This window comes from Pedobacter sp. B4419, assembly GCF_059693725.1.
The window spans coordinates 2,322,266-2,338,940 of sequence record NZ_JCASSL010000001.1; the positions used below are offsets into that span (position 1 = coordinate 2,322,266).

Annotated in this window: 10 protein-coding genes; 3 read left to right on the plus strand and 7 right to left on the minus strand. The window is 45.3% G+C overall.

The features are described 5' to 3' along the window. Positions 1-45 precede the first annotated feature (45 nt). The 7 genes from AC570H_RS09670 to AC570H_RS09700 form a co-directional block, all read right to left on the minus strand. Positions 46-963, minus strand: coding sequence for a GlxA family transcriptional regulator (locus AC570H_RS09670; protein ID WP_497354125.1), 918 nt, complete (start codon positions 961-963; stop codon positions 46-48). 93 nt (positions 964-1,056) lie between these two features. Further along, positions 1,057-1,446: a gamma-glutamylcyclotransferase family protein gene (locus tag AC570H_RS09675; protein WP_497354127.1), complete on the minus strand. Its 390-nt coding sequence runs from the start codon at positions 1,444-1,446 to the stop codon at positions 1,057-1,059. A gap of 73 nt (positions 1,447-1,519) precedes the next feature. Beyond that, positions 1,520-1,735 carry a hypothetical protein gene (locus AC570H_RS09680; protein WP_497354129.1) on the minus strand — a complete coding sequence of 72 codons (216 nt, stop codon included), beginning with the start codon at positions 1,733-1,735 and terminating at the stop codon, positions 1,520-1,522. Positions 1,736-1,850: 115 nt separating this feature from the next. Next, entirely contained in the window at positions 1,851-3,815 is a 1,965-nt protein-coding gene (locus AC570H_RS09685; protein ID WP_497354131.1) for an OmpA family protein, read from the minus strand. A 20-nt stretch (positions 3,816-3,835) separates the two neighbouring features. Beyond that, a complete protein-coding gene (locus AC570H_RS09690; RefSeq protein WP_497354133.1) occupies positions 3,836-4,816 on the minus strand; it encodes a PorP/SprF family type IX secretion system membrane protein in 981 nt (326 codons plus the stop codon). A 152-nt stretch (positions 4,817-4,968) separates the two neighbouring features. Beyond that, complete coding sequence (locus AC570H_RS09695) at positions 4,969-6,255, minus strand: T9SS type B sorting domain-containing protein (protein WP_497354136.1); 1,287 nt, start codon at positions 6,253-6,255, stop codon at positions 4,969-4,971. A gap of 55 nt (positions 6,256-6,310) precedes the next feature. Continuing rightward, positions 6,311-11,233, minus strand: coding sequence for a phage tail-like protein (locus AC570H_RS09700; protein ID WP_497354138.1), 4,923 nt, complete (start codon positions 11,231-11,233; stop codon positions 6,311-6,313). A 438-nt stretch (positions 11,234-11,671) separates the two neighbouring features. Between AC570H_RS09700 and AC570H_RS09705 the strand changes: the two genes are divergently transcribed. The 3 genes from AC570H_RS09705 to AC570H_RS09715 all read left to right on the plus strand — a co-directional run bounded on the left by AC570H_RS09705 (position 11,672) and on the right by AC570H_RS09715 (position 16,675). Further along, positions 11,672-12,304: a LuxR C-terminal-related transcriptional regulator gene (locus AC570H_RS09705; RefSeq protein WP_497354140.1), complete on the plus strand. Its 633-nt coding sequence runs from the start codon at positions 11,672-11,674 to the stop codon at positions 12,302-12,304. 32 nt (positions 12,305-12,336) lie between these two features. After that, positions 12,337-14,283, plus strand: coding sequence for a sensor histidine kinase (locus AC570H_RS09710; RefSeq protein ID WP_497354142.1), 1,947 nt, complete (start codon positions 12,337-12,339; stop codon positions 14,281-14,283). 310 nt (positions 14,284-14,593) lie between these two features. After that, on the plus strand, positions 14,594-16,675 hold the full coding sequence (locus AC570H_RS09715) for a pectate lyase-like domain-containing protein (RefSeq protein ID WP_497354144.1): 2,082 nt from the start codon (positions 14,594-14,596) through the stop codon (positions 16,673-16,675).

A 16,675-nucleotide genomic window follows, 5' to 3' on the forward strand; every position in this document is an offset into this window, starting at 1 on the left:
TCAGGACAGATACCGTACCAATCCGGCCATTTTATACCTGAGTAGCTAGACTTGGTACTTTTTCGCTATTCTTCGCAATTGAGCGGCATTTTGATAGCCACATGCTTTCGCTATCCAATCTGGCTTATAGGCGGCTTTCATCAGGTGCCGGGCTTTCTCCATGCGCAAACCTTGAATATACTGTCCGACGGTAACCCCTGTGGCCGATTTAAAAATTCTGGTCAGGCTTCTTGGACTCATGCATGCCTGTGCTGCCAGCTCATCAATGCTCAACTTATGATCGAGGTGCCCGGTAATATAATCCTGTACCTTGTGCACCTGGTAATTAATATGATGCCTGTTTTGAAGGTAAATACTGTTTTGAGACTCCTTACCGTCTCTGCGGATATAAACAACCATATCTTTAGCCACCAGGCAGGCAAAAGCCGCGCCATGACGTTCTTCCAGCAGGTAAAGCGCCAGGTCTATTCCGGTGGTAATGCCCGCACTGGTAAAAATCCGACCGCTTTGTACAAATAACTTATTTTCGATTACATTTAAACGGGGAAACGCTTTTTGAAGAGCCGAAGTCCATGCCCAATGCGTAGTACAATCCTGATGATCGAGCAAACCAGTTGCTGCGAGCGCAAAAGCAGCCGTACAGACCGAACAAATTGTTGCCCCTGTTGCTGCCGCAGCCTGTAACCAAGGTATCCACAAGGCATCGTCGGCCCTGTTCCATTTTGCAATCTCCATACCGGCTACAATAACCAGGTCACCTGCATTAATGGTTACGGCATTCAATGGTTCAATATTGGTAAAACCTAAGCCAGATGAAGTGTTCGGATTGGGATAGGGAGACACATAAAGCATTTCATACTGTTCTCCGCAGCAACCTGATTCATAGAAAACCGTTACAGCACCAGCCAGGTCAAGCAGGTGTACGCTATTGAAGATTAAAAACACTACACGATTGGATGCCATACCACAAAATTAGAAGATTTGACCTTAATTCGGTTTTAAATTAAGTAATACCTTTTTGGCATTCAGCTCCTATCCATAGGTGTAACGGCGAATCTAGGCATTGATGTATACCCAGGCTTTCTTCCCTGATTCTAATGTAACTTCTACCCTTTTGTAATCTTCAACTTCGTACTCGTCTGTTCGTTGCAGTTCATCGGCCGAAATTTCAAAAACCATGCCCTCAACTGCATCGGTAGCCATGCCTGTATGTTTAATGATAGGATGACGCGAAGCACCACTTATGGCCACAACCTGTGCATCGGTAATTTCAATCATCGACAGCTCATATCCAATTAGCCGATCTGATTTTCCTTCCAGCGTTCTGCCGTAATTCTCTATTTGCACATTTTTGTGTTGCAGGGTTCCGTAGGAAAATAGGTTTTCAGCATGCATATGGCGAGGCTTGTTTTTCAAATCAAGGGCTTTGCGAATATAGCTATCCAAATCATTTCTCCCTAATTTTGTACAGCCTGCCTAGCCAGTGTCCCCAAAGGCTTCTCTACCTTAATGAATCAGATTACTTCCGCTCATCATTCAGGCATGCTAGGTGAGCCCTCAGGCTTTCTTCTCCAATCGTATCCAACAGCTCCGTTACGCCATAATAGTTAATTGCGACAACGATATCGACACGAGCAAGCAAACCATCGCTTGCTGTTTCAAAGCCATTAAACTCTTGCAACATTAAAGCTAAACCAACACAACTTGGCTCGGCTTTTCTTAAGGTATAGCCCATATTCGTCTCTTCAGTAGGTTTTAGCTTTGATTTTTTTTAAAGGGCCATGCAGACAAAAATAAAAAACATCCCTATTTGTTATGCTCTGTCTAACATGGCCAATATTGTTCTCTTTTTACTGTTTGGTTATCTTAAATTCGGTTCTTCGGTTAAGCTGATGCTCGGCCTCGGTACATTTCACCCCAGTGGCACAATTGTTTAGCAACTGGCTCTCTCCATAGCCCTTGGCCGTAATCCTGTTCTTGGCTATGCCCTTATCAATGATGTATTGCACCGCCGAATTGGCCCTGCGCTGCGACAGCCACTGGTTGTATTTATCGTTGCCGCGGCTATCGGTATGCGAGCCCAGCTCTATCCAAATGGTAGGGTTCTCTTTCATAATTTTCACCAATTTATCTAACTCAATGGCTGCATCGGGCCTAATGTTGGCCTTATCAAAATCATAATAGATGTTTTCTAACCTGATTGCTTTATTGATTTCTACTGGCTCTAGGTAAAGCTGTTTTTCGAGTATGGCCGATTTTTTTAGGCCTACGGTAGAAATTTCCTCTTCAGCGCTCCTAAAACTTGTTTTATCCGCAGTCAGTTTATAAGTTGATTCCTCTTGCAAACCAAAGCTGAACCTGCCCAAACTGTCTGTTTCTACCTTCAGGTCGCTACCGTTTATTTTAGCCAAGCTAACCATGGCATTTGCCAAAGGCATCTTCGTTTGCTTGTGGTAAACAATGCCTTGAAGCTGTAGTGTTATTGGTGCCTGTTGTTGGGTATAGCTGTATAGATCATCACTTCCCAAGCCACCTATCCGGTTAGATGCAAAATAAAGCCTGCCGTCGTCCATGTTAGGGTTAAAGGCAAAATCATCTTGTGGCGAATTGATTGGGTAGCCCAAATTCTCTATTGTACCAATGCCTGTATCTTTTTCGCTTTTGCTTGCCCGGTAAATGTCCAAGCCGCCCATGCCCACACGGCCATCGCTACTAAAGTAAAGGTTGTTATCATTATCAAAGGCTGGTGTGCGTTCATTGCCCTCTGTATTCACTTCTTTTAGGTTAATTGGCTTGCCCCAAGCTCCCCCATTTGTACGGAAACAGGCATAAAGGTCTGTACCTCCCGCACCACCAGGCATATTGGAAGAGAAGTACAATGTGTTTCCATCTTTAGACAAAAAAGGATCACCAACCGAATATTCTTCTACTTTGTTATAGGCAAAAGGTATTGGGTTGCTCCATTCTCCTTTTGAATCTTTGCTGCTGCTATAAATTTCTACATTAATGGTTGCCAGTTTGCTTCTTTCTCCTTTGAATTTCGGAATCTGCGTTAAAGTAAAATAAGCCTCGTTGCCATCGGCACTGAAACTAACCGCTCCGATATGGTAATCTGTTCGTGCCGGTAACGGAAACAGCCTAACGCTATCTTGTGCCTTGTCTTTAAAATAAAGGCGAAAGTAGCCATTGCCTGTCCAGCCATAACTATTTTTGTTAGGAAGATTAGAGCCATCGAATTTAAGAAAAGGCCTGTTGCCCGAGGTTCTATTTTCTTCGAGCTTGGTTAGGCGATCTGAACTGAATACCATACCGCCAGTATTTGCTGTTATTCCCCAATCTGATTGTGCGCTGTTCAATGCCTTGCTGTTTTCGATGTTTACAGCTTTTGGCGAGCGCATCCATTGCATGGCCGAATCACAAGAAAGTATCCAGGTATCCAGCTGCTTTGCACTGATGGTGTTTGTTGCTAAGGCAGCATATTGACGGTACTGTTGTTTGGCTTCGCTATATTTTCCATTGGCCAGCAACGCTTTTGCATAGCTCAGCCTATCAGCAGGCGAACTCCCTGGCATATTGGCAGCCATGGCACCCCAACTCTCGGCTTCTTTATAGTTTTGTATAGCCTGATAAGCCATGGCCAAACGCTCGGCCGTATGCAAAGCCTCCTTTTTCTTCCATGCCTGTTCATAAAGATCTATTGCTTTTACATAGTTGAACAGCTCGAATTGCTTATCCGCCTCGTTCACTACGTATTGCGCCATTACGCTTGTAGATAAACTCCATAAAATGATACCTATAAATAGCGTTTTTTTCATCTGGGTAAATTCCATTTCTTTTAAAAATATCTTGGACTTAGCATCCTTGCGTTTCGTTTATTAAAAAAATAGCTGATCGAAATCTCGTGCGTACCTCCGCTATAGCTCTGCAGGGGTCCGATGGAGAAATCGTAGGCATAGCCAATCCTAAGATTGTTGGTTGCAAATACCTGTATTGCAGCCACTGCAGAGTTAAGGCTGCTCAAGTCATTCTGCAGATAGTCTTTGTTGTAGAGTTTTACACCCGTGCGATATGAACCGCCAACCCATATCCTATCAGCCATGATCAGAAAAGCATTTATATCTAAACTGGTAGGTCCACCCCTGTCATCCTTCAACAAAAAAGAAGGTTTGAGCAATACATGTTGCGACATGGGGAATAATGCGCCAGCCGTGAGGTAATAATGTGGTTTTGGCTTGGGTATAAAGGCGTACCTATCAATATCGATGTATTGCGAAATAAGGTTATCAGCACTCAAGCCAGCATAAAATCGATCGTTTGAATAGTAGACCCCGGCCCTGGCATCGGGAACTATAGTACTCTGCATGCCCAAGGGTTGGGAAATTTCAGGGTCGTTGGGGTTCAGCAACGCCCCATTGATACCCAATTGCACGGCACCTACACCTATGCCAAAGGCTAATCTCGAGCTTCCATCTGCATTGGTACGAATACGGTAGGCATAGCTGGCATAGGCAGATTCGTTACGTTGCGCACCAAGCCTGTCGCTCGATAGCTGCAAGGCAAGCCCTACATTGCCGTCGTTGGCAATGGCATCAACTGCTACCGACATGGTTTGTGGCGCACCATTGATGCCCGTCCATTGGCTCCGGTAAAATGCATGCACATTCAATTGCTCGCGGTAGCCGGCATAGGCCGGATTGATGTAAATGCCGTTGAACATGTACTGGCTAAACTGTGCATCCTGTTGGCCATAGGCCAAACCGAACACGAGCTGCAATAGGCCAGCCGTTAATATCTTTTTTATGATTGATCGTTTCATTTTATTGGTTGTTTTTGTGAAGCTCAAAAAACTGTTAATTATACAGTCGAGCCATGCCCAACGCTTAACACCCGTCTCCAGACGCCCCCACTACTGCCCCCTCTTCCCTTTTCCATCTTACATCTTCCCTTTTACCTTTTTCCTTTTTCCTTCTACTTCTTAAAAGCCCTCACCAAAGTGATATAGCCCTTAAATACCTGCCACTCGCCACCAGCAACTTCCTTCACTCTCAGCACATAGAAATAGGTGCCCTCGTTTAGGCCTTCGCCGGTCCAGTTGTTCTTGTAATTGCTGGCCTTGTACACCTCGTTGCCCCAACGGTTAACGATGGTGATATCATTCTCTGCGAACAGTTCCAATCCACGGATTTCAAAGGCATCATTGGTACCATCGCCATTAGGCGTATAGAGGTTGGGGATAGCCAATGTGTTGCCAGAAACCGAAAACTTGGTGAACCATACGCTTTTGTCTGTTAGGTTGGTGGCCATTGCCATATTAAGACGGGTATGGATGCCAATATTCGGATGGAGGCTCTTGGCAACGTCCCATTTATTTACAGCAACATACTGTGCAATGCCTGCAACAGCATCTTTAAACAGCGATCCGTTTGTGCCCTGGTTATGTTGCAAAGTAACGTCTGCCTGTAGTGGTGCATCGGCATAGATATGCCAATTGCGGTTCATTCCGGTGTTGGGTTTGATGCCTCCAAGCGCTGCAGCGGCATAGTCTTGTACGCTTACGAATAGCTTGCCTGCCGATTTTGTAGTTAAGGTGGCCGGTGTATAATCTCTTTCTGCTATACCAACGGGAAATACAAAAGCGCTCGCTCCCGCATATTCTTTTACCATATGGCCAGTTATGCTGTTGCCGGTTACCACCATCCTATCGGCGCTGTAGCCTGTAATCTTGCCATTGCTGTCAAAAACAAGGTTATGGCCGTTAAGTATCATATTTGCACCATCAACCGCCAGGCTAAGTTCCTTTCCCATGTTCAGCGAGGCCGAAGCAGCACCAGAGGGATTCGTCGTTCCATACCCCGGATCCTCAACATCTGTCAATATTGCATTGCCGGCATTTCGATGCTCGATCAGCAGATTGATAAAGGCACTATTGTTTCCGTCTATCGTTGTCGCGCTCGCTGGCATGTCCAAGTAAAATGGGTTGTCGCCGGGATTGTAGATCACAATTTTGCCCGAACCGCTAAAGGTTGCCCCCGGAGCAATCCAAATATTTTTGCTGTAGATTTCTAGCGTCCCATCAATCACCCAATTCGCCTTTGGGCCAAAATAGCTTCCCTCGGCAAAGCGCTGTTCTGTGGTACCTGCAGCTACGGCAACGGCCGAATTGTCGACCGTGGTGCTCCCCGTACCCGTTTGTGCTTTGGCTTTTGCGCCTGCTATCAAACACAGCAACAATATGCTTTTCAAATATCTATTCATTCTTTGTCTTTAAAGGCACTTTCAATATTAAACTTGTCCCGTTACTTCACAACAGTTAACCTAATTGCAACAACACCCAAACTGTACCATCACTTTGAATCAGGTATTTATTACCAAAGTTTGGATTGGGGCCGTTTACGCCCTGAGTTGATTTAGGAATAAAATTTTGAGTCTGGCCAGTTGATACTTCAAATGAACGAGTAGTGGTAATTGCATCCGCTCCATTATTAATGATGTTATACATACGCCCCTTGCAGGTTGTTGGGTCGGGCAATATTAAATTTATAGGTCCAGTTGCCCTGTTAACAATGGTAAAATCATCATTTTTTGCTTCGTCATTCGCAGTAATCACCCTGATAGCCGTGCTTACCGAACCTTGAACCATTAAGGTTGAGTTGGGACTAGCTGTTTGAATACCTAGACTTCCCATTTGATAAATATTATGGGAATTTGAAGTTGCTACATTTCCGGTACCTACCTCTTTCCAAGGCTCAGGTACTACAGCTGATGAAGCAGCAGCAAAAGATGTTGAACTTAAAATTTTTAAAACACCATTGGCATCTGCTACGACAAAAAAATCTGTAGGGCTACCAGGCTGTAGGTCTTCAAAACGTGCAGGGTTACTACCGGCACCTGGCTTAACATGTAAGGTATTGGTTGGTGCATTAACACCTATACCAACATTAACAGCGCCTGAATTATCCGCAGCAGCGCCTAACACCATGCTGTTACTGGCTCCAACTACTGCATTTGCTCCAATTGCCGTCGAATAACTATAATCTCCATTTGCGCTTGTAGAATTGCCTAAAAAGGTGTTATCCGAGCCTGTTTTAATCCCTGTTCCAGCAGTATATCCAATGCCTACATTATTGCTACCTGAAGTAACTTCTGACAAAACAAGGTAACCGATGCCAACGTTCCTAGATCCAGTTGTATTATGGTTTAAAGCATCGCGACCAAATGCATTGTTAAAATTACCAGTTGTATTATCCGTTAGTGCATTAGAGCCTACTGCAACATTACGCATTCCTGTAGTATTTCCATTTAAAGCACTGCTTCCAAAGGCGCTATTAAAAACACCAGATGTATTGTTAGTCATCGCCAAGAAACCAACTGCAGTATTGTCAGTACCTGCTTTATTATTACTTAGTACCGAGTTACCAATTGCTATATTTGCATCTGCGCCGTTATCCAAGGCTGCTGATAATGTATTTCTTCCTATGGCGAGATTATTTGATACATTACCTCCGCCTTTCAGTGCATCTTGCCCCACGGCAACATTTCCTTGCCCTGTTCCAGTTGCAGAAGGGGTATTTTGACCAAGATAAACGTTAGATTTGAGGTGGTCTATACGTCCAGCTTGAACATCATTTACCCTAAAATTAAGTGGGATATCATCTGTGGTACCCAAAAAGCTGGTGCCGTCTACGGTTCCTGCATTACCTGTAAGCTTCCAATCATTTCCAGCCAGAGTAGACTGATCAATCGTTTTTAAAATGCCGTCAGCATCAGCTACGACCAATTTGTCGGTAGCAGATCCTGAGTTGAGATTGATTGCACGGATCCTGAGGTTTCCGTTGCCTATATCTAATCGTTCTGTAGGTTTGGCAATAGCGCCAATACCATCAACACCAATACCCATGTATCCATTTTTAAGCAGGGTTAATGCATTGTTTCTGTTGGCGCTACTAAGCCCATTTCCGATTTGCAACAAGGGATCAGTATCAACAAATGTATTGATTGTGCCCAGTGTGATGGCAGCGTTGCGTCCGAAAACAACTTCATTTTGTGAAGCTGCGATATTATTTACTCCGAATGCCGTAGTGTTAGGTGCCAAAGCAGTATTAGTGTTTCCAAAAACCGTAGCAAAACTAGCAGCTGAATTTGTTGTATTATATGAACCCCATACTGTTGAATTAGGACCTGCTGCTGTATTACTATCCCCAAATGCTGTTGAAGTATATCCGGTGGCATTATTAAACCATCCAAAGGCAGTGGCATATAGCTCTGTTGCCTTGTTGTTTGCCCCCCATGATCCAGAAGACTGCCCCGAAGCGGTATTTCCTTCTCCAAATGCTACCGAATTAGCGCCAACAGCGCCCGCAGGTGTGCCTAAAACTAAATTAGTACCTCCGCGCACTGCACCTTCTACATCTAATGAGGCCCCTGTTTGCACCGCATTTTTGCCAATGGCTACGCTCCCGGTCTGGTAAATATTTTGTGCATTGGTACTGGCAGGCGTTGTTCCGCCTTGTACATACCACGGTTCTGCCGCAGCGCTTGCTGCTGCTATGGTTACTACCTTGCCACTGGCGTCTATACCCAACGGTGCAGCGCCTGCCGTAACCGGCGATGTATTTTTTAAATTAGTAAAGGTTAAACCAGAAGTGTTTGCAACGGTTGAGGTTATTTCTAAAGTATTGGTGGGTGTACCTGTACCAATGCCCATATTGCCCGTAGCTGTAATAGCCGCCCTTTGAAGGCCGTTTGTAGTAAATTTTAAGGCACCGGCACCCATTGTACCAACGTCTAAAGGTGTAGCCATAGTTAAAGATCCTGACTTAACCTGGGCGCCATTGCTGTTGTCTTCAAGAATTAAATTAAAGGGTGCTGTACCGGTATTCAATTGTACGTAAGACCTGCCTCCTGCCGATGCCTTCAAAATCTGCGTTCCCTTTTGAAAGGTGATGCCATCGCCTGTAGCGCCATCGGCAAATTTAAGGGAAGCACCAACACCCATGGTTAAGGTTCTGTTTGCGGTGCCTATGGTACCATTGGAGTTGTAGATATTTACACTTGGTGTATTGATCTTATAAGGATTAATTGTTGTGCCCGAACCTGTAACAGTAGTATTGGTACCATCTACAATCAGGCCTATCCCGCCTTGCGCACCAGGAGCGCCATCTATACCATCTGCCCCTGCGGGACCCGCTGGTCCTGCCGGACCTTGCGCACCTGTGGGACCGATTGGACCCGTTGCACCTGGTGCTCCCACTGCTCCCGCCGGACCTTGTGCACCCGTATCGCCTTTATCACCTTTTAGTGAAGCTAAAAAATCTGTTTCTGTCTGTCCAGGATGGGTAACCAGCCAAAGCTCGTAGGAAGATTTGCCATCAGCCCCTGTCGCTCCTGCTGGGCCTTGTGCACCTGTTGAACCTGTAGCACCAGCTGGTCCTACTGCTCCTTGTGCACCAGTTGGACCGATTGGGCCGATTGGACCTGTTGCTCCCGCCGGACCTTGTGCACCCGTATCGCCTTTTAGCGAGGCCAAGTATTCTGCTTCTGTTTTTCCCGGATGCGTAACCAGCCAAACCTCGTAGGCAGATTTGCCATCGGCACCTGTCGCTCCTACTGCTCCTGCTGGGCCTTGTGCACCTGTTACACCCGCTGGTCCTGTTGCTCCTACCACACCTTGCGCACCAATATCGCCTTTATCACCTTTTAGTGAAGCTAAAAAATCTGTTTCTGTCTCTCCAGGATGCGTAACCAGCCAAAGCTCGTAGGCAGATTTGCCATCTGCACCTGTCGCTCCTACTGCTCCTGCTGGGCCTTGTGCACCTGTTGAACCGATTGGACCCGTTGCACCAGCTGGTCCTGCTGGACCTTGTGTGCCCGCAACACCTGCCGGGCCTTGCGCACCCGTATCGCCCTTTAGCGAAGCCAAGTATTCCGCTTCTGTCTTTCCCGGATGCGTAACCAGCCAAACCTCGTAGGCAGATTTGCCATCTGCACCTGTCGCTCCTACTGCTCCTGCTGGGCCTTGTGCACCTGTTGAACCTGTAGCACCAGCTGGTCCTGCTGGACCTTGTGCCCCCGCAACACCCGCCGGACCTTGCGCACCCGTATCACCCTTTAGCGAAGCCAAGTATTCCGCTTCTGTCTTTCCCGGGTGCGTAACCAGCCAAACCTCGTAGGCCGACTTACCATCTGCACCAGTCGCTCCCACTGCTCCTGCCACTCCTTGCGCACCTGTATCGCCCTTTAGTGAAGCCAAGTATTCCGCTTCTGTCTTTCCAGGATGTGTAACTAGCCAAACCTCATAGGCAGATTTGCCATCGGCACCTGTCGCTCCTACTGCTCCTGCTACTCCTTGTGCACCTGCCGGACCGATTGGACCCGCAGGGCCTGTCGCACCGGCTACACCGCTAGAGCCTGCCGGCCCAACTGGGCCTTGGGAACCGGCTACTCCAGCATCTCCCTTCGGGCCTTTGATATTACCTGTTTTTACCCAGGTATTTCCTTGTTTACTATAAATGTCACCCGAACTATTATCTACATAGGTATCTCCGTTAGCTCCAATTCCGGCTCCAGGTGCTCCAGTTCCATTGCTAACAGAAGTTCCATCCTTGCCTGCTATCCCATTGATGTTTACCCAAGTTTGGGTTGATGCATGATACACATAAGTTCCACTGTCGTTCGTTACGATAACAACACCTTCCCCAGGACCTCCGGGCTGACCAGGAATCCCCGGTATGCCAGTTGTGCCCGACATATTTGCCGTATGCAAAGTACCTGCGGTGCTTTTGGCAAGTACCCATTTGGTACCGTCATTGTAATAAATGCCCGGCGCCACATCATTTTGCGTGGCGGTATTGTAAACCATCATACCCGCTACGTGTGCGCTCAAGGGGAAGGCATCTGTAGTAAGCCTTAAAGCAACCCGTGCATGTAATATGCCTTTGTTGGCGCTTTCTAATTCGAGTAAGGCGTCTTTGTTTGGCAAATTAGTACCGCTAACTGAACCATCTTTTACCTTTTGTTGGGCCGAAACCAAGGTATGGAAGCCAAGCATCAAACCAATGCACATGGCTTTTTTCATGGCATTGGCTATACGGTGATACAAAAGCTCTTTGTTTAAATTTCTGGTTCTCGTTGCTGTCCCTGTTTCTAAGACGTTTCCTGATGTTAAACCAATTAGTTGTTGCTGATGAGCAGGTGCTTTTTTCGCACTCAGCTGAGATCGTAATTGTATGTTCATAAAATTGGGGATGATGTGCGTTATTTTTTCTTAGCCGTGATCATGCTGATCCTACCAATTACCTAAAATTAGCATTGCTATCCTTAAGTGAGTCAGGCACATACGCATTATAACAACATCATGCTACGCTATTGAAGCGAATAACAAAAATTTGCTATCCATTAGCAAAAACAATAGCATAAATTGAAGCAATTTTGCTATTCACTTCTTTAAAAAAGAGGAAAGTGGCAGCAAGATCTTATTTTGTTATCGATTGCATAAAAGAAAAGAAGAAAGATTTATTACTTAAAAAATCGATTTAGCTTAAGCAACAAAAAAGTTAACTAACAAAAAATTGTCATTGTAGGCCATATCAATAGCATTAATTAGCTATTCATGACTTTACCGATCTCTTGCCCATGAAACTAAGGCTGTACTTTTGCTATATTCAGCCTGTTTATGAAAAAAAGTGAAGCTATTGCAATTGTTTTTGATGACCATCTCCTATTTGCGGATTCTTTTTCGGCACTTATCGAAAGACTGGAGCTTTTCCGTTCTGTTCATACCCTTAGCGAAGAACGGGAGTTAATTCATTTTCTGATCAAGCATTCCCAGTTGCCCATTTACCTCTTTTTAGACTATTACCTCAAAAACAAAAACGGCCTGCCCCTCATTAACGAAGCCAGGAGGCTAAACAAGCACATTACCATCATTGTAATGAGCTCGGTAATCAGTCCAACCGCCATTACAAATATCCTAAGCTACAGCCCTCAGGGCTTTGTGAGCAAATCATCGGGTTTTAATGCTATCCTCGAATGCCTCACCATCATCAGCCAGGGTGGCCAGTACGTTTCTCCTGCAATCAGCGAGATTGCTTCGAGCACCAACCTATCCAAAAAGATACCGTTTACAGCGCGTGAACTGGAGGTTTTGCATTATTTTGCACGTGGATTATCTATTGCCCAAACCGCTGAACAGACACACTTAAGCAAGCATACCATTGTGGCCCACCGCCGCAAAATGATGGCCAAAGTGAGCGTCAATTCCATTACAGAACTGTTGTCTTATGCACGCGAGCAGGAGCTGATCTGACACCATCTGTAACTATTGATTCCCTATATTCCATGAACATCAGATTTTGCCCTTACCCAAGGATTTTTTATTTCCTGTCCGTATTTTTCCTCCTCCTTGCCAATCAAACAGCGATTGGCCAGACCAAAACAAATGCACAAAATGAATTTTACAAGCTAGACAAGGCCTACCAAATGGGCCGGCTATCGGCAGAACAGTATTTTCTCAAAGCCGATTCGCTCACACACCAGCTCTTTTCTGAAGGAAAGCATTTTGAAACCAAGGAACTGGTAGACCTGCTAGACCTTTACGAAGAAATTGCCTGGAGCAAAGAGACCTATCTCCGTGCCCGTGTAAGCTATTACTTCCTTTTTTTTAACAATGCACGTCTCTTTAAAAAGAAAGGCGCTTCGATGTATTATGCCGAAAAGATTACTGCAGCATATAAAAAACTCGGTGAGGAGCATCCCTTGATAGAGCAGTTGCAAAAATGCAGGATCTATCAGGAGCAAAAGCTTTACGCCAAGGTAATCGACATTTTTAAAGGCGAGCGAAAATACCTTGAAACCCTGCCCGAGCTCTTGCGCCAAAAAAAAACCGACGAGGCGGTGGCCTTAAACGCTATGTATATCCTTTCGCCAACCCTAATGGGCTACATGAGGATGAACGACACTACAGGGGTACGCCAAGCTGCACTTTTGGCTAAGCAGATCGGTACGGCAATACAGCACAAGTATCCGATTAAAAGAAGCCAGATGCTCTACAATGACCTGCTCATGGTTGATATGGAGCATACGGTAGCCAACTTTGAGCACAGGTATAACGATGCCAAAGCCTTGCTAAACAAAATGCAAGCCCTAAAAATCACCTATAAAGACCAGGCAACAAACTTTATCGATATTAACCTGGTTCGCTTTCGCATTGAAAACTACCTTAACCTAAAAAATCCAGACAGCCTCCGCACTTATATTGCAAGATATGAATCGTCTCCTAATTTTGGCAAAAGCCAAAGTGCAGACCTTGCCGAATTCAAAGCCAAACTACAGGCCCTCGAAGGAAACTATAAAGGAGCCTATACCTATCTTGGCGATGCGCTAAAAAATGAGCGGGAGTTAGAGGCAAGCCTGCTTACCGAATCAAGCGACCTGCTTTATGCCTATACCCAATCTGAACATACCGGAATCGCCCTTCAAAAAACAGAGAAGATTAAACAGCAGCGCACCTTTTGGCTGGTGCTGATTTCTGTTTCGGCCTCAATTCTCATCCTGATCATTTACCTGATTATGGTTTACAGCAGCCGAAAAGCAAGGGCACAGGTAGAAGCCCTTAATAGCGCGGCCAATATGCAGGTTATTGCCATGGAAGAGGCTAAACATCAAGCCGTAAAGGAAGAACAGCAGCGACTGGGGCAAGACCTGCACGATGGCCTTTCTTCATCTATTGCGGCCTTTAGGAACCAACTTGAAGTACTGGCTATGGATATCGAAGATACTTCCCTAAAAAACAAATTCATTGCGCTTAGAACCGAGATGGCAAAGACCTATGAAACCGTAAGGAGCAAGAGCCACGAATGGTTTAGCGCTGCCGATACGCAACATGAGCTCTCTTTCGAAAAACAGATCATATTGCTCACAGCAAACGCCCTGCCCAGTGGCAAATATAACAAGACCATCCATATAGACGATCACTCGCTGAGTGGTGTTGGAACAGACATCCGCATCGCACTCCTGCGCATTATCCAAGAAGCCATTACCAATATCATCAAGCACGCCAAAGCCAGAAACATAGAAATTTTGATTTACGAAGAAAACGATAACCTTATCTTAACGGTGAGCGACGATGGAATTGGTCTTACAGAAAAAAAGCCTGGCGACAGCAAATCGAACATGGGCCTGGAGTCCATTCGCAGACGCACCAAATACCTAAACGGATCAATCAAGATCAACTCTAGCCCAAAAGGCACCGAAATCGTGGTATCCGTGCCAATCGTATACATTTAACGCCATGGTTCAGGTCTAATGTTTCTTAATAAACAACCTTGCCCTTATAGAGTATTGAGCTAACCGGCGATATCCGAGAAACTGCTTCGGCAGAACAGCTCGCCTCCAAAAAAAACAGGTCTGCAGCATCACCTTCTTTTGGCTATTGCTGCACACCTTTATCATCTAAAGGCAAGGGCCTGCAGTGGCCAGCTTTAGTCATAATTAGCTGAACATAAAATAAATACAACTCCATATTTAGCCAAAGCTAAAATTTCATTTATATTTAACAAATACTTGACAGGCATCTGGCTTTTAACCTAATTTTTTTATGATGATACCAACCAAACCCATCCGAGCGATAAAATTCGCTTTAAATTTATTGCTGCTCCTCTTCGTTTTTATTTCAACTGGGCAAGCCCAAACCCAAGAAACCATCATCAAGAATGGGCGGGTGATTTTAAATTTTGGCAAAAAAACAAGCGATAAAAATCCCAAAGCAACCTATACCGTCAAGAGGGCAAAAGGTCGTTTTGGCAAATACGAAACCATAGGCACCACCTCAAACACTTCTTTTGTAGATCAAACAGCCAAAGGAAATCTGTACGACTATTATTACCAGGTATTTGACAATAACCAGCAAATTGCCCAATTGGGTTTGGAAATCGAATTATTTGGCGAAAACACACGTATCTATAGCCCATTTGACAGCTTAGCATCCGTTGGCCGCGAGATCAATGGCATCCACGATCAGCTGTTTGGAAAAGAGTTCAGTCCTAATCGTTATGCCATCCTTTTTAAGCCTGGCGATTACAAGGGCGCTGGTTTGCTTAAAATACCTTATTACGTACAAATTGCAGGATTGGGGAGAACTCCTTATGATGTACAGGTATCCAACCTGCATACGCCGCCTCGCAATGCTGACGGCAATGGCACTACAACCTTTTGGCGGGCTGCAGAAAACCTTTCGGTTATCGGTCCAGAAACCTACGATGAAGAAGAAACCTTTAAATGGGCCGTTTCACAAGCCGCACCAATCCGCAGAATATATTCTACTCGCGTAGTACGCCATCAGTGGGGAAATGGGTGGGTAAGCGGGGGTTACACCGCAGACTGCTATTTCAACGCCGCTGCAGGATCAAAAAACCAGCAGCAATGGTATACGCGCAACTCTTTTCTCAATAAAGGACGTGGCGAATTCCAGGAAATCAAGTACAACTATTGTTTCCAAGGTGTTGATTTTGGACAGAGCGTAGAGCTCGGCACCTATCAAAACAATTGGGATAAAGGCGGCAACGTCACTATGATACCAAATACTCCGGTTATCCGTGAAAAACCATTTTTATTTATAGATAAAGATCAGCGCTATAAAGTATTCCGTCCGGCGTTAAAACATAACCGCAAAGGCGTTTCATATACCAGAACCAATATGGGCGATGGCGAAGTGATTGACGTTTTGAAAAGCTTCTTTGTGGTTAAAGCGGGTACCACTGCACAAGAAATGAACAAACAGCTCAGCGCAGGCAAGCACTTGCTGATTACCCCTGGCATGTATAAACTTTCAGTGCCCCTGCACATCACCAAACCCAACACCATTATACTGGGTTTGGGCTTGGCCACTTTAATACCTGATCAGGAAAACTCTACTTCGGCAATTGTGGTTGACGATGTAGACGGCGTTTCAATTGCCTCCCTAATGTTCGATGCGCATTACAGTTCGCATAGTTTGCTTCAGATTGGGACTAAAAAAACCGAAACCCGACACAAGCAGAACCCAACTGTTTTAGCCGATTTGTTTTTCAGGATTGGAGGCTTTCGCTCGGCCAAGGTACATGTTGACCAAACAGTTATCATCAACAGCAACGATGTTATCGGAGACCATTTCTGGATCTGGAGAGCAGATCATGGCGTACGGGGCAGCGTGGGATGGGATATCAATACGGCAAAGAACGGACTGGTTGTTAATGGCGACTACGCAACCCTGTATGCGATGTTTGTGGAGCATTTTCAGGAATATCAGGTCTATTGGACAGGCGAATATGGCAAAACCTATTTCTTCCAGTGCGAAAGCCCCTATGATGCCCCTAATCAGGCCGCTTATATGAGCGAAAATGGCACCCGCGCCGGTTATGCGGCCTACAAAGTAGCGCCTAGCGTTAACAACCACGAGGCTTCGGCATTTGGCATCTATGATGTATTGCACAATGAAATCAAGATAAAAAGTTCAGTGGAAGTTCCAGATAAACAAGGAATCAGGCTTCACAACATCTGCAACAACAGTTTGTCGAGCCCGCCAAACAGGGGCTACGAATTTGTAATCAATGAGATTCAAAAGAGTACCTATAACACACGAAGAGACAACCGTACCTATGTGGTTGAATTTATAGGAAAAACGCCCCCTGCTAACCAATAA

Excerpts from the sequence above, each read along its gene's own strand:
- AC570H_RS09715 (WP_497354144.1), top strand. The coding sequence starts at position 14,594 with ATGATGATACCAACCAAACCCATCCGAGCGATAAAATTCGCTTTAAAT.
- AC570H_RS09690 (WP_497354133.1), bottom strand. The coding sequence starts at position 4,816 with ATGAAACGATCAATCATAAAAAAGATATTAACGGCTGGCCTATTGCAG.
- AC570H_RS09685 (WP_497354131.1), bottom strand. The coding sequence starts at position 3,815 with ATGAAAAAAACGCTATTTATAGGTATCATTTTATGGAGTTTATCTACA.
- AC570H_RS09695 (WP_497354136.1), bottom strand. The coding sequence starts at position 6,255 with ATGAATAGATATTTGAAAAGCATATTGTTGCTGTGTTTGATAGCAGGC.
- AC570H_RS09705 (WP_497354140.1), top strand. The coding sequence starts at position 11,672 with ATGAAAAAAAGTGAAGCTATTGCAATTGTTTTTGATGACCATCTCCTA.
- AC570H_RS09700 (WP_497354138.1), bottom strand. The coding sequence starts at position 11,233 with ATGAACATACAATTACGATCTCAGCTGAGTGCGAAAAAAGCACCTGCT.
- AC570H_RS09680 (WP_497354129.1), bottom strand. The coding sequence starts at position 1,735 with ATGGGCTATACCTTAAGAAAAGCCGAGCCAAGTTGTGTTGGTTTAGCT.
- AC570H_RS09670 (WP_497354125.1), bottom strand. The coding sequence starts at position 963 with ATGGCATCCAATCGTGTAGTGTTTTTAATCTTCAATAGCGTACACCTG.
- AC570H_RS09710 (WP_497354142.1), top strand. The coding sequence starts at position 12,337 with ATGAACATCAGATTTTGCCCTTACCCAAGGATTTTTTATTTCCTGTCC.